This window comes from Streptococcus acidominimus (genome assembly GCF_001921825.1).
Lineage (GTDB): Bacteria > Bacillota > Bacilli > Lactobacillales > Streptococcaceae > Streptococcus > Streptococcus acidominimus.
The window spans coordinates 14197-29392 of sequence record NZ_MSJL01000028.1 but is presented as its reverse complement, the minus strand read 5'-3'; the positions used below and the strand labels follow the sequence as shown (position 1 = coordinate 29392).

General features: G+C 39.5%; 14 protein-coding genes. 2 read left to right on the top strand and 12 right to left on the bottom strand.

Annotated elements, in window-relative coordinates; all coding sequences use genetic code 11:
* Window positions 1-135: transposase (locus BU200_RS06845; protein WP_211268960.1), on the top strand; the 135-nt coding region annotated here is incomplete at its 5' end.
* Here the strand turns inward: BU200_RS06845 and BU200_RS06840 are convergent.
* From BU200_RS06840 to BU200_RS06795, 10 genes are all read right to left on the bottom strand, one after another.
* The gene (locus tag BU200_RS06840) at window positions 136-2361 is read right to left on the bottom strand and encodes a DEAD/DEAH box helicase (protein WP_158015117.1); all 2226 of its coding nucleotides are present in this window, start codon (window positions 2359-2361) and stop codon (window positions 136-138) included. It abuts the gene before it with no gap.
* Between the two features lie 53 nt (window positions 2362-2414).
* A complete protein-coding gene (locus BU200_RS06835; protein ID WP_075099471.1) occupies window positions 2415-2924 on the bottom strand; it encodes a hypothetical protein in 510 nt (169 codons plus the stop codon).
* A gap of 62 nt (window positions 2925-2986) precedes the next feature.
* A complete protein-coding gene (locus BU200_RS06830; RefSeq protein ID WP_075099470.1) occupies window positions 2987-4561 on the bottom strand; it encodes a hypothetical protein in 1575 nt (524 codons plus the stop codon).
* 70 nt (window positions 4562-4631) lie between these two features.
* The gene (locus tag BU200_RS06825) at window positions 4632-5846 is read right to left on the bottom strand and encodes a DNA cytosine methyltransferase (protein WP_075099469.1); all 1215 of its coding nucleotides are present in this window, start codon (window positions 5844-5846) and stop codon (window positions 4632-4634) included.
* Between the two features lie 92 nt (window positions 5847-5938).
* Window positions 5939-7096 carry a hypothetical protein gene (locus BU200_RS06820; RefSeq protein ID WP_075099468.1) on the bottom strand — a complete coding sequence of 386 codons (1158 nt, stop codon included), beginning with the start codon at window positions 7094-7096 and terminating at the stop codon, window positions 5939-5941.
* Window positions 7093-8052 carry a hypothetical protein gene (locus BU200_RS06815; RefSeq protein ID WP_075099467.1) on the bottom strand — a complete coding sequence of 320 codons (960 nt, stop codon included), beginning with the start codon at window positions 8050-8052 and terminating at the stop codon, window positions 7093-7095. The genes BU200_RS06820 and BU200_RS06815 overlap by 4 nt, the downstream gene beginning before the upstream one ends.
* An 83-nt stretch (window positions 8053-8135) precedes the next feature.
* The gene (locus BU200_RS06810; RefSeq protein WP_075099466.1) at window positions 8136-10799 is read right to left on the bottom strand and encodes a valine--tRNA ligase; all 2664 of its coding nucleotides are present in this window, start codon (window positions 10797-10799) and stop codon (window positions 8136-8138) included.
* A 161-nt stretch (window positions 10800-10960) separates the two neighbouring features.
* The gene (locus BU200_RS06805; RefSeq protein ID WP_075099465.1) at window positions 10961-11524 is read right to left on the bottom strand and encodes a shikimate kinase; all 564 of its coding nucleotides are present in this window, start codon (window positions 11522-11524) and stop codon (window positions 10961-10963) included.
* Window positions 11521-11913: a VOC family protein gene (locus BU200_RS06800; protein WP_075099464.1), complete on the bottom strand. Its 393-nt coding sequence runs from the start codon at window positions 11911-11913 to the stop codon at window positions 11521-11523. The genes BU200_RS06805 and BU200_RS06800 overlap by 4 nt, the downstream gene beginning before the upstream one ends.
* 54 nt (window positions 11914-11967) lie before the next feature.
* On the bottom strand, window positions 11968-12558 hold the full coding sequence (locus BU200_RS06795; RefSeq protein WP_075099463.1) for a GNAT family N-acetyltransferase: 591 nt from the start codon (window positions 12556-12558) through the stop codon (window positions 11968-11970).
* Between the two features lie 44 nt (window positions 12559-12602).
* Between BU200_RS06795 and BU200_RS11245 the strand changes: the two genes are divergently transcribed.
* Window positions 12603-12866 carry a hypothetical protein gene (locus tag BU200_RS11245; RefSeq protein WP_169822875.1) on the top strand — a complete coding sequence of 88 codons (264 nt, stop codon included), beginning with the start codon at window positions 12603-12605 and terminating at the stop codon, window positions 12864-12866.
* On the opposite strand, the gene BU200_RS06790 is transcribed toward BU200_RS11245, so the two are convergent.
* Window positions 12828-14048: a tetratricopeptide repeat protein gene (locus BU200_RS06790; protein ID WP_075099462.1), complete on the bottom strand. Its 1221-nt coding sequence runs from the start codon at window positions 14046-14048 to the stop codon at window positions 12828-12830. The two genes, BU200_RS11245 and BU200_RS06790, sit on opposite strands and share 39 nt — an antisense overlap.
* Before the next feature lie 118 nt (window positions 14049-14166).
* Window positions 14167-15186, bottom strand: coding sequence for a lipoate--protein ligase (gene lplA, locus BU200_RS06785; RefSeq protein WP_075099461.1), 1020 nt, complete (start codon window positions 15184-15186; stop codon window positions 14167-14169).
* Between the last annotated feature and the right edge of the window lie 10 nt (window positions 15187-15196).

The following is a 15196-nucleotide window of genomic DNA, read 5'->3' as shown; positions in this document are numbered from 1 at the left end:
CCTCTTCCACCTTATTCACCAGAATTAAATCCCATTGAGAAAGCTTGGGCAAATCTGAAGAGAGCAATCACAGAACTTTTAAAAACATGCAAAACAGTAAATGAATCTCTTTTGTACTATTTTAAAACTCAATAACTATATCTGACGCTTATGAAACATTCTTTCTAAATATGGAACGTGGATATCAATATAATCATAAATCCTTACCAACTCTTTTTTAGGATAGGGACGATGGATTCGACCTGCATATTGAATAAGATTATTCTTCCATGATAAGGGACTAGCTAATACTAGAGTATCCAACTTAGGCAAGTCAAATCCTTCACCCACATATTTTCCAATGGATAACAACACAAAAGGCTCATCATCTAATTGATATATCCGTGATAGAATTTCCTGCTTTTCTTTTACTTTTGTCTGACCACTCATGATAAAAATAGAAGACAAGCAGGCTTCTTTTAGCTTTTTTTCAAGCACTTTCAAATGATCTATCCGATTGGTTAAAACTAAAATATGCCGCTTTTGCTGGTAGGCTTCAATAATATCCTGAAGAATCATTTGATTTCTAGAGGAAGATTGAACTAACCTATCACATAGTTCAACAAAGTTGCTACTGTTCTTATCTTGAACATCATATTTTCCAAAGTCTGTAAAACGGAGTAATAATTGCTTTTCAAAAGCTACTTGATATTCACTAGCTGTATGCAAAATGGGACCAATACGTTGAAAAAGGATGGGTTCATGACCATTTTTACGCTCAGGAGTAGCTGTCAAACCATAAAGATAAGTTCCAGAAAAACTAGCGACCACCTTTTCAAACATAACAGCCGTTACATGGTGACACTCATCTACTAACATCAAATCATAATTAGACAATAACTCTTCTAGATTTTCAATCGTCATCAGCGATTGAATCATGGCAACATCTACTAGCATCGTTCGCCACTTTTTGCTCCCCATGAATTGACCAATATGCCCTATGACTTTTTTTCGGCCAGAGGGCGTATATCGAATAGCTTCCTCCTCTTCGAAAACCAAAAACTGTGATAAACGCTCCAGCCACTGTTCTAATAATTGCCGATTATGAACTAATATGAGCGTTCGCTTCTGACACTTAGCGATAAGAGCAGCACCCAAGACAGTCTTTCCAAATCCAGTACCTGCACAGAGAACACCATTATCTGCAGATAACATATCTGTTAAGGCTAATTCTTGGTCAAAGCGTAATTCCCCCGTAAAGGATACCCTAATTTCATCGCTATCATGTTCCCGTCTAACAACACTTAATTTAGGAAAGGTTTCTCGAAGTGTCGAAACTAAGCCTCTTGGAAGATAAAGATATGCATCATCTTCTTCAAATAACCAGATCGTTTCAGGAATCTGATACACTGGCTGTCTCATTGCCTGTTTTAGATAATACTCTGGATTTGAAAACGAAGCTAATTTTTTAAGATAAAATAGCAACTGAGAGGATAGATTGGCTTTCTTTACCTCTAGCACTCTTCCCAGGCGAATTTCTAAGGGCTCTTGCTCAAAACACATACGGAGAGATAGCTTATTCAGCTCTTGAACCTGCTGGTAACTGACCCGTCTAAGCTCTTTCAGATACAGCCATTGATCAGCATAGGGAACGTATTGCTTATCAACAAATACCCTTCTCCCCTCTTGAAAGGAATGCCCTTGCAAGGGGAGGGCAATGAGATTTCCAAAACCTCCCTTTGGCAAGCGATCCTGATTTGGAAACATACGGTCAAAGGAGGAAAAGGATACCTTGGGTGATGCTTGCATGGCTAGCTCCAGTAACTTTCGACCAAATAATCGTACTTCACGACAAGGTATTGGATTCTCGAAGAAAAACCAAGCATGCGCTCCATTTCCTGAACGTGAAACTTCAACATGTACAGCTATTTGATACGCCTCTAATACCTGCCTCAAGGTCTGAACCGCCTCTTTCCAATCCCCCTTATCGAAGTCAATTGCTAATAAGTAGCAGGTATCATCCTTTAAGATCGGAAATAGACCAATGCTCGTCTCACCTCTAAAATGTGCCTTTAAGACCTGATCTGTCAAGGGTTCACAAGTACGTTGATCAGCCGGTAATTGTTTCCATCCATACCGATAGGAAGGATAGTATTGCAATCTACCAGTATCGTTTTGATAGGATTTAGCATAGACATCATCCCGTCCTCTAAATAACGAACGATAAATACTCAATTTTTCAGCAGTTGTTAGTTGAGAACGTCTAGGCATAAATAGCTCCTGAAAGTCACTCTCACGAATCAGGACACATGCACCATCGTCCTGATATTCTAGCAGTAGCAACTGTAATTGCGAACCATAATAAGGATACCTTGTTCTCACACAAACTATTCTTCCTGACGATTTCTCAATAAACTGCTCCATCATTTCACCATTCAATCTTCCTCATCGTACATCCAGCTAACTTGACAAAAAATATCCATCGTTCCTTCTGAAAATCCCCAGCCAATATCTTGGCTAGTTTGATAAATATAGAGTAGTTCTTCTTTTACCGAGTCAAAAAAGTCCTCATTTCCTTCTGCAACATCAACCGCAATCTGATAAGAGTGCAACAGGGCATTATAATAGGCTACTGGCATATCCCCACAAGTATCCGTAAACCGCGTCCCATCCAGTGCAAATTGAAGATACACTCTAGCTTGCGCCTCTTGATCTGTGCAACGCTCCTTGAACTCAGCAAGCAACCTCTTAGCAGCTTTATACTGACCTCCACTAAGCAGATTGTCAGGGAACATCACCTGATGTATTTCACGGCAATAGTCAGCGACTAAATCTGCCACATAGCCCTCTCCCTGAAAAGAAACATTGAGCTTACCCTTCACCACCTCACTCTCACCATATAACTGACCGATAAGCCCCACCAACTCTTCCTTTTCCAAAGCCATCAACCGCTTTTTCTTTATTATAGCAAAAACCACAGCCAAAATGCTGTGGAAATTCACAAAAATTACTTTTTTGCTACCCAACCAATCGCATCTTGAGGGGGATTTACTGTATCTATCCAGATAAATTCTATTCCAATCTCTCCATTTTTAAACTTAGTCAGTCGAATACCATTCATCTGGAGTTCTTCTAATTTTTCACCTGTCAGAATCTCACGCTCTTTCAACTGGAAAACACCACGTAAAATCCATTCACCTAGAATATCCTGTTTTTCTATCGATTGGATCGCTTTCCCTGCTTCTTGATTGATATAGGCTTTGATAACATCACCTGATGATAGAAATTTCAAATCAAACGTTCTATTTTCCTTAGGGAGAGCTAACTTTTTAGTATCTTTTTCAAAGGTACCAATATTTACTCCAAAAAAATGTGGTCGCTCATCATGGAAATGTTTAGAATCAGGAAGCGGAATATAAACCTCGCTAACTGGCCGGTAAACTAGTTTTTCTATATCTTCTGCCAGACCCTCTACACCTGAAACTTTAGCAAAATCAAGCAGTCTTGCTCTATGTTGTTTCATCTGAACCTTTTCATCTTTTGTCGTCCACTTTTTCAATAAAATTTCTTCTAAATAAAGAGTAACAAAAGCACGTTCTTCAGTTTCCAAGGATTCCTGATATTTACTCATTAATCTAGCAATCCGTTGTACTCTATCTTTTTTCGCTAATTTTGAGCCACCATCAAAAGCATTAAATCCTGAGCTCTCTTCTACTTTTCCATGCTTATCTGTGATTACCCATGAAACTGTCTCAACAACTTCCGACTCTTCCTTTACATCTGTTAATAAATGTAGCTGCTCAAAGATAGTAAATGGATCCTCAATATAAGACACATCCCAAGTATCTACCACAATATCTTTATTATTGAAGGTCATGTATAATTGACTATCTGCAGCTGTGTACTTATAGGTATGCCGTCCATCGGTAAATCGAAAATTGGTAGGATTGTTGACGCTCGTAGCTCCTAGAATTTCTAAATTTTCAATATCAATGGGCAAATAAGCGGTTTCTCCAACAAAAATTTGTGGTTCTTTGCCTTTTGGTGTTGGCATCAATACATGATAGACTGAGTCAACAGAAACATCATCCGAATTAAAGCCTCTTATCTGGGCTTTAGAAGATTCGATTCTCTGATTTCGTAATTGCGCAATCTTTAAGGCTAATGTTTGATAACGTTCTCTATTCGCTTTGTTTGCAGTTTCTTTATCTGGAGAAATATCTGCATAAAATTTAATTTCATGTAAGATGTCTGTCCAATTTTGCGAGTCTTTCTTAAACTGAGCAACTTTTTGGTCACCCGAATTAATACCAAAGGATTTAATTCCGACCAGATACTTATGTTTCTCATCTACCACAACAGATGCATCATAGGAAGTATTGGCAATGTCTTCCCCTACTGCGTGGAATGCCTTTTGAAATACTGTCTCCTGAAATTTAGAATTAACAATCGGGGCAACATAATTCATAGCTTTGTCATCATTGACTTCCACTTTCTGAGAAAAGGCTTCACTTAGACTAGCAAAATTGGTAATAAGTGTCTTATATTTTTTCTTATCTTCTTTTTTTAACTTATCCCACATAAACTCAACCTCACTTATATACTAAGTATATCAAAAAGAGACTAGTTTTTCACTAGCTCTTACCTATTCGTTAGTTAATACTATAAAATTCTAAATGTCCACCTTTTTTTACAAGACGAAGGTAATTCTCATCAGATAAAATACCCAAACCATCATTATAAGCACTGATTCTTGTTTCAGCTTCTTCATAGCTTGAGGCAAAAGCTTTCACATACGATTGTCCTTCAAATTGTCCATTCATTTTAGTATAAATAATGGCATATTTGCCAGTCCTATCCAATTGTGATTTTCCTTTCGCCGTCATTGCTTCTGCTACCTTCTCCGCAATACGCTTGATGACAGGAACCACCACACTATTTCCTGCCTGCTTGTACAGCTGTCCATTCGAAACATTCTCTGGTAGTTTAAACGTCTTTGGATATCCTTGAACATTAAAGGTTTCTTTAGGCATCAATTTACGAATATCACCCTTATCTGTCAATATCAAGGGTACATTATGCCCCCCAGTCCCCATATTAGCAGTTAGGGTCGGAACTACTCCATTTTTATTTTCCCGAACATACTGCCTCCGCCATTGGTAAACTGTCTCTTGACTATCTATGGCATGCTTAAGTTTTGCATAAAAAGGTTGTTTACCCTCACGGTAATAATAGATTTCTTCCGGCTCCGCTCCAAAGTCAATCACATCATTCAAGGTGGATGTCAATTTGATTTCTTCTGGAAACTCAAAGGCTTCGTAGGCTTCTTTAGTATCAAAACCAACGATATAGATTCTCTCTCGATTTTGTGGGATATTTCCGTAGTCTTTACCATTTAGGACTTTCCACTTAATGAAGTAGTTGTTCTCTGTTAGGGCTTCGCGGATAACTTTAAAGGTATTACCATGATCATGAGAAACCATATTTTTCACGTTTTCTACAAAGACAACCTTTGGACGTTTGGCTTCAATCATCCGAAGCAATTCAAAGAACAAATCACCACGATCGTCTTCAAATCCCTTGCGATATCCAGCAATAGAAAATGCCTGACAGGGAAAGCCCCCTACAATCACATCAACCTGTTCACCAATTTCATCAGCAGAAACGGCGTGAATATCTCGACCATCCAGATAAGTATCTGGATAATTCAGCTGATAAGTCATTCTCGCATACTTATCAAACTCATTGGCATACACCACTCTGAACTCGTTGGTCTGTTCAAATCCCAACTCAATTCCCCCCACACCAGAAAAGAAAGCTGCAATAGTGTGCTTCTTCTTAGCTGGAGAACTTACAGAATTTGTCATGTAAGCACCTGCTTTCTAAAAATTATCTAACTGCTAAGATAGTATAACATTTTTATAAGATAATGACTTACTTCGGATATAAATATTAATTTTTAAGCAATTAAAAATCGTAATAAGAGTACAAACAACAAACATACTAATAGAAAATTATACCAATTGCAATACTTAGGTTCTTCTATAAATTTATCAAATTCATCTTTAGAGACAAACATTTGACTAACGTAAAATTCTTTTAGAGATTGATACTGTTTTTTGATGGTTTTTATATCCAAATTATACATTATCATTATAATAACCAAAGCTCCGAACAAAAGCAACAATAAAAGTTTAATTTTTTCAGAAGTTGAAAAGATCACTCTCCTAAATAGATTTTTCCCATCGCTCTCTTTTATAAAGTCAAAAATAATTAATGAAAATGCTGTTAACCATCCAAATAATTTCGTATTTAAACCTGAATTATATTCTTTAATCCCTCTAGAAATTTTAATAAAATCTTCCTTCAAGTTATTCTGAAACTCAAAATATTTATCAGTTTTTCCACTAACTATCCTATTAAAAATAGATTCAGATTGATCTTTAAGAGAAGTTAAGTCTTTCAAGTGTTTTCGTTTATTAATTAAAACTCGAACAATCTGTAATTTTACTTTATACGCTTCACTGTACTCTTGACTATTAACTATCCAATGAAATAATTCCCATAAACCGCGGTCAAAATTTTTATCTCCAAACTCAGTTTTACATGAGAAAGAATCCTGTTCCCCCTCAAAAGTAAATTCTAGCTCATTTTGTACCCTCTTTGTCCGATTGGATAACATTATTAAAATATATATGTCAATCAAATGTTGCACCCTTTCACTTTTACTCTCATAGCCACTTTGAGATAAAAGCTCCAAAGAGATATTTAGTTTATCAACACTTACGCCATCAATTACATTTGATCTAATAATTTTTGAATAAGATTCAACGCTATGTCCGCCAGTATATACAATAAATTCTTCTGTATCGCGGTCAAAATATTTTATCCTATCATAATTTTTATAACTTAATTTATCAAAAATTTGTTGCAATGTATGATTAGGTACATCAATAAATTCTTCTTCAAAAATCCAGATATTCTTTGGATTAAAGATGTAATAGCCATCCTTCTTTAAGATCCCCTTTATGTTCTGCTTCTCTAAGACTTCTTTAAGAGTTGAGTTAGAATCTATAATTGCTGAAGTATTTTGCCATTTTTTTACTATATTACTCATTCATCTATACCAAGACTTTGCAAAATTTGAGACCGATAACGTTCCTGAACATCAAGTTCTAGTTTTCCTGTATCTATATTATATTCTACCTCCTGTCTATCTCTCATCTCAATGATATTGTCCGTATAAATAGTTGTAATATCTGATATTGGCAGTGATTTCTTAAAATGTCTAACAATCATTTTCTTAGATATAACAAATTCTGAATCTAGATCCAATGATTTTTCAGAAAAAATCTTACTTTCATCATTCATGCCTAACAAACTTGCTTGAACTAACTTATTCATCAAGTCGGTTTTATCAAAAGAACTACTTTCAAAAATATATTCCAAAGATAAATCTTTAACTTCTTCATAGTTTTCTTGATTTTTAACTTCGTCAGAGAATAATAAATTTTTATTAATAAACTTAATTAGTGTATCAGTATTGCTATCACTATCTCTAAAAAGTTTTAAATCTAAAAATTTATTATACCAGAATTTCGCAGCAGTATTACTTTTGTCAATAATTGTCACGTTGTTAAAATCATTTTTAAAAATACAAATCTTATAATAGCTATTATCTAATCCCAAATCCTTCCGTATTGCAAATGTCTCAGGATCAATAGCGTTAGTAGATTCTAATTTAATTAACTTGATACTACTACCAATTTGCTCAAGAAAAAGAAAACCTGTACGAATAGTTGCATTTCGTTTTCCGTCTTCATTTGTTTCTGCTTCCAGCAATTTATCAGCAAATTTCCGAAAGTTAAAATTATCCTTAGGATTAAAATTTTTAAATTCAAATAATATTGAATCTTCTGACTGACTTTCAGATGGTAAAATACATTTTACAGAAAGGTGGGAACGTTTCTCTCCCATCAAAAAATTAAATAATTTTCTAATATTAGCTATTTGTTTTGCATTAAGTTCACGTTCCTCAACTACTTTACTAACAGCATATACTTTTATTGTCATATTATAATCCCTATAACATATTATTATATATATTATCCCACAAAACCAAGTCTATTTCAGACTTGGTTCATATTTTATTTCCACTACTTCACCAACTTCTGCATCTCCGCGATGCGGTCTTTTGTGGTGTCGTACTTGGTTTGGTAGTCGGCTTGTTTGGTGCGTTCTTTTTCGACGACCTCTGGTTTGGCGTTGGCTACGAATTTTTCGTTGGCGAGTTTCTTGGCAACCATATCGAGTTCCTTCTGCCACTTGGCAAGTTCTTTTTCAAGGCGTGCCAACTCTTCTTCAACATTAAGCAAGTCGGCAAGAGGAAGATAGATTTCTGCTCCTGTGATGACGCTTGACATGGCGAGCTCTGGTGCGGTTAGACTACTGTCAATTTCCAAGTGTTCCGGATTAGTAAAGCGCTTGATGTAGTTGACATTAGCCTTAAAGAAGTCCTCCAGCTGGCGATCGGTCGGCTTGATCAAGAGCGTGATAGGCTTGCTTGGGGCAACGTTGACTTCGTTACGAGCATTTCGCACCGCACGAATCACGTCTTTCAGAGCCTCTACCCCATTTGCCGCTGCTGCATTTTCAAACTCAGGACGAACTTCTGGATAGCTTGCTGTAACAATGCTGCCTTCTGAAATGTGGCCAAAGATTTCCTCGGTCACAAAAGGCATGATTGGATGAAGCAGGCGCAAAATTTGATCCAAGGTATAGAGAAGGACGGAACGGGTCATGACCTTTTCTGCCTCATCATCACTATAAAGCACTTCCTTGGTCAATTCCACATACCAGTCGGCAAATTCATCCCAGATAAAGTTATAGAGGATATGCCCCGCTACACCGAATTCAAACTTATCAAAGTTCTCCGTCACCTTGGCAATGGTTTCATTGAGGTTGTGGAGAATCCAGCGATCGGTCACATTTCCTGCCTGGCTATTTGCCACTTTTACAACATTTTCACGCGCGACTTCAAGGCTCAAGCCTTCATTGTTCATGAGAATGTAGCGGGAAATATTCCAGATTTTATTGATGAAATTCCAACTGGCATCCATCTTCTCGTAGCTAAAGCGGACATCCTGCCCCGGTGCAGAACCATTTGATAGGAACCAACGGAGACTGTCTGTCCCATACTTGTCAATTACCTCCATAGGGTCAATTCCATTGCCGAGAGATTTCGACATTTTTCGACCTTGCTCATCACGGATTAGACCATGGATCAGCGCATTTCTAAATGGTGCTTGACCTGTAAACTCAAGCCCTTGGAAAATCATGCGAGACACCCAGAATGGGATAATGTCATAGCCTGTGACGAGGGTTGAAGTTGGGAAGTAGCGTTTGAAGTCTGCGCTATCCTCATCGGGCCAACCCATGGTTGAGAATGGCCAAAGGGCAGAGCTGAACCAAGTGTCTAGGACATCTTCATCCTGTGTCCAACCGTCTTCTTCTGGCGCTTCTTCGCCGACATAGATTTCACCCGCTTCATTGTACCAGGCAGGAATCTGGTGTCCCCACCAAAGCTGGCGTGAAATCACCCAGTCATGGACATTTTCCATCCATTGGAGGAAGGTATCGTTAAAGCGTGGTGGATAGAATTTGACTGCATCATCTGTACTTTGATTAGCAATAGCATTCTTTGCCAATTGATCCATCTTGACAAACCATTGGGTTGACAAGCGTGGCTCTACGACAACGCCTGTCCGCTCGGAGTGACCAACTGGGTGCACAATGGGATCTAGCTTCTCTAACAGACCTGCTTCCTCGGCATCCTCGATAAACAACTTTCTTGCCTCGTAGCGATCTAATCCTTGGTATTTCTCAGGTACACGGTGGGTGGATGCCATGGTTCCATCCAAATTCATAATAATATCTTGCTTGATATTGTGACGCAAACCAACCTCAAAATCGTTGGGGTCATGGGCAGGAGTAATCTTCACACAGCCCGACCCTTTCTCCATATCCACATATTCATCTGCAATAATCGGAATCCGGTAACCTGTCAAGGGCACGATCACATACTTCCCAATCAGGTCAGTATAGCGCTCATCATCTGGGTGCACTGCAATAGCTCCATCTCCGAACATGGTTTCGGGACGGGTGGTCATGATGGTCAAATAATTTCCGCTATTGTCATCAAACATATATTTGAAATAATGTTCAAAACCATTGATTTCCTTATGGATAACTTCAATATCCGAAAGTGCTGTGCGGGCTGCTGGATCCCAGTTGATGATAAACTCACCACGATAGATCCAACCTTTTTTATACAAATCAACGAAGACCTTACGAACAGCCTTTGACAATCCCTCATCAAGGGTGAAACGGTCGCGTGAGTAGTCGAGCGACAAACCCATCTTGCCCCACTGTTCCCTAATGGTGGCAGCATACTCGTCCTTCCACTCCCAGACCTTTTCTAGGAATTTATCACGACCGAGGTCGTAACGGGTAATACCCTCACCACGCAAACGCTCCTCAACCTTGGCTTGAGTAGCGATCCCTGCATGATCCATACCTGGAAGCCACAGGGTGTCAAAGCCCTGCATGCGTTTTTGGCGGATAATAATATCCTGCAAGGTCGTGTCCCAAGCGTGTCCAAGGTGGAGTTTCCCCGTTACATTTGGCGGTGGAATCACAATCGAGTACGGCTTGGCATCTGGATTTCCAGACGGTTTGAAAACATCGGCTTCCAGCCATTTAGCATAACGACCAGCCTCAACCTCGGCTGGATTGTATTTTGGTGATAATTCTTTTGACATTTATTTTCTCCTTATATTTATATAATTATTTATTTCGTCATTCTTAGGGTATATCTTTTTAAATAGTTATACAGAATGTGATAATCTCTTTACTATTTTCTACATTTTTCTTACACCAAAACATAAGCATCATTCAAGCTAAAGATATACCTGTCCCCCCACTACTCCACTTCAAGCTCCTCTACTTTTCGTAAAATTAGCTGGGCTGCTTCCTGAGCCAAAAGTGCTGTATTATTCAATTGATAATAGTATTTGAGAAAGTCCGGTGCTTGTTTAGGGTTAAATTGAGCCGTTTCTGCAGTCGATAAAATATCGTGTTCAGACCAGTCCACATTCCGTTTAATAGGCTTGCAGTTCATCCGATGTTCGGTGCGATTGCGTCTAAGACGTTCCTCTACATCTGTCTCCAACTCCACAAATAGGACTTCCCGCCCAAAAGTATGAAACACATCCTGAATATCTCTTAAAAAATCAAGATCATTTCTATCATTAAAATCGATTACTACTGTAAAAATAAGGGATTTCCCACTTTTGGCAAAGGCTTCAAAAAAGTCCATCCGAATCTTTCGAATCAAGTCGGTTGCTCTATCTCCCCATTCCATAAAACGTAGCACAAAATCAATGCTATCATGGTTATGAAACAAGGTCATATCCCTTCTTTTCTCAATCTCTTGACCAATCGTCATCTTCCCTGAAGCCTGCGCCCCAATAATAACTAGATTCATCCCAGATCCTCCCAAACAACCTCAATCTTGATCCTATCTGGATCTTCAAAAAAGACAGCATAATGGTTAGCTCCTCCAGCGTATGGATAGGATCCGTCATACAGCAAAGGCACACCGTCTGCTCGTAGGCGTTCACGTAAGGCATCAACCTGCTCTCTTGTCGGTAGGCAAAAGGCTAGGTGATTGAGGCCTGTCTGCTTTCGATGATAGGGTGCTTCTTGATAGACCTCCTCGGTCTGGACAAAGACCAGATAGGTGCTCTTATAGCGATAACTGAAGCCTGCTTCCCACTCCTGATAGCGCTCATACCCCAAATCCGCAAAGAGCCTGTCATAGAAAAGGCGGCTCTTTGCCAGATTCGAAACATTGATTTCAATATGATGGAGCATGCAATATCTCACCTTTCCTTTATAGTCGCTTTCAAACTCAAGCACATAGTGCTTCTATAATCTTGTGCTACTAGCGATCCATTCCTCTCTCAACAATCCATACACCAGCTCATCACAGCGGTTCCCTTGGATATCCCTCCGATCCCGAATGCGGGCTTCCAGAGTAAAACCAAGCTTGCGAGCAACTGCTTGACTTTGCTGGTTGCTACTGTAACATTTCAGCTCAATCTTATGTAAATGTAGAAGGGTGAAACCTACTTCAACTAAAGCAGCTACTGCTTCTGGCATGTAACCCTGACCCCAGAAGTCTGGATGAAGTAGGTAACCAATCTCCAATACATCATCAGCATGGCGGTGATTAAAGTCACAGGATCCGATAATACGATCGCTCCCTTTGATAGTAATCCCATAGCCAGACGGTAGATTTTCTTCTGCCAGATGTTGAACATAGCGACGTTCCAGATAGTCCAGCTCTTCTTCCAGAGTAGCTACTACTGGAAACCCTGCTGGGTGACAAACCTCAGGCAAGCTGGCATAGGCAAAGATCGCTTCTACGTCTTGAACTGTTCGCTGCCGCAATAACAGGCGTTCGGTCTCTACATTGGGCAGAAGTTGTCCATCATAGTCTTCTAAGATTATAACCATAACTTTCCTCACTTTCTTAAACGCTTCCTATCACGATATAAAAAATGTCCCTGCCATACGACAGGGACGAAATTCACTTCATGATTGTTCCGCGGTACCACCCAGATTCGGGTCAAGCCCGCTCTTGCTCTATTCAGTTCTTCTATGCAACCTCAGCAACCAATACTGACATCTGTGCGGATTTCTCAGCGCCACCGCTTTCTGTAACAGACAAACTCACTATTCCTCCGATTGGATTTATTATAGCAGATTTTTTAAGAAATTGCAATCTATTCGGATCTTTTAAACACGATGCCATTCTTCTTTAATTGTTCAATTGTTTTTGCCCCAATGCCCTTGAGAGCAAGAACTTCCTTCTCCGTCCTTGCTTCAAAATCTTTCTTACTTCTGAAGCCTTCTTTGTAAAAAATTTGAACAGCATTCATGCGAAGATCCCTAAATACTGGCATGTGGAACAATTCCCAAAAACCAAAAGGTGAATTCTCAAAGAAGTCTCCTCCCTGCCTATCGAGTGCTTTTTCTCTCAAAAACTCCAAAATAAGAGGGACATCTAGCAAGAAATCCATTAGGGGGACAAGGTGGGACGCCAGAGATTCCATGGACAGCAAACGATAGCCTATTTCATCCTCCATTCTTTCAATATGAAAAATAGTATCCTCTAAAAAGAATCTGGGAGTAGCTGGATTGATCGCGCTTAATCTCTCAAATAGATGTTCTGCCTCTTTCCAGCGCCCTTGTAAGATACGCGCAATCAGTAAATGCACAAGAACGGTATCATCTTCTGCACCATGCTCCTTGACTCTCATCTGATAAAATCGCTCAACTTTATCAAAAAGACCTAGACGATTGTAAAGCGATAACATTCGGACTACGAAGCCTGTCGGAAACCGACTAGGTTGCTTACTATCTATCAGGGTAACAAGTTCTAAAGCCTTAGAGTAAAATCCTGCTTCGCAATAATAATCTATCAGATAAACCAAGGCTGTTAGATAGGGACGAGCTGTAAAGGCATACCAGTCAGCAAATCTTTCTTTTTTCCAATGCTCAATCGTACGATCCTGAAAGTCTTGTGTCTGTCTAAAATAACTCGGACTAGATACGTCCCAATCTGCCAGCCATAAATGAAGCTCTGCTAAGAAGTAATCTGGATTCTCAGCCAAAACCTGACGAAGGAGCTTCTTTCTCTTACGATCATTTGGGGTCACCATCGCTTCTTTATAGAGAGCATGGTCTCGCCTCCATGAAAAGTCTCCCATCGCAATTTGAAGAGGTAAATACCTTAATTCATCATCTGTAAGATTTTTATTTTCTTCTCGTAGCTGAGAAACAGCTACATTATAGAAATCAAAGTGAGGAATCATTCGCTCTTCGTAGAAAATAGGAGCTTGCTCCTCTCTTTCAAAAAGCTTCGCTTCTTGTTCCGATAATACTGTCACTTCCAGCTTTTGTTGACGCTTTAGTTCTTTTTTTCTATTTTTCTTTTTCACCATAACTCCCCTACCATTACTTTCTATCCTTAATAACACTATCTACAAGTAACATCAAAGTCCCCTACTCACACTTGGAAAAAGACAAGCCCTACACTGTGCTAAGAACGATTGAGACCCGTTAACTAAACATCAACCCGAGCAATTCCTCTGCCGATACCTTACCAAAATAGAGAGATAAATCGATAGTCGCTAAGACTGCACTGACATCTTCTTTTTCCATTCGTAGCCCTACTAGAGCTTGCTCAACCTCTGCCACATCTCCTTTTCCGAAGAAATCACCGTAGATACGGCAGTGCGCAATCCGCCCCTTGTCAATATCCAAGTGGATATCAATGGTTCCTGCTGCAAAACGACCGTCTCGGTGATAGCTGTATTGCGGGGAATTGCCATAATTCCATTCCCAATTTTTGTATTTGTCCGCAACCAACTGATCGATAGCAGCCCAGTCCTCTTCTGTTAAGTTATACCGCTTAGCCTGGTCAAGATGATCAATACCTAGCAATTTGCAGGTCATCAGATTTTTAAATTCATCCGTCGTGATGTTTTGATACTCTGCTGCTAAATAGGGACGGATACTACCAACCCGACTTCTGACAGACTTGATTCCTTTTGATTCAATTTTCTTCCGATTGGGATGAAGCACGCGCTCCATAGCCTCGAAATCAACATCCAACAAGAGAGAATAGCCTCCGTAGACCCGATTGTTTGAAATGGTCATGGCAGCCCCAGAGACTTTTTTGCCCTCGATCACCAGATCATTGCGCCCCGACTGCTCTACCTGCGTCACTCCCAACTCATTGAGGGCAGCAACAGCAGGGGCATAAGCCCGCTTGAAATCTCCAAAGATGCCATTATCTCGGATCAGATAGCAGACATTGACTGCACCAGCATCCACATAGACCGCACCACCGCCTGTGTCACGGCGGACAAGCAAGATATTGTTTTCCTTGAGGTAGTCCTCGTTAATCTCAACAATAGCATTCTGAAATTTGCCAATCTCCACTTTGGGTTCACAGTAATAGGGGAACAAAATATCATCATCCAAGAACACATGTTGCTGGACATAGACTTGCATGGCTAGGGCTACCGCACCGTCTGTGATATATTTTCCATTCCGAATAGGCTCAATGAGGTACATAATAATCTCC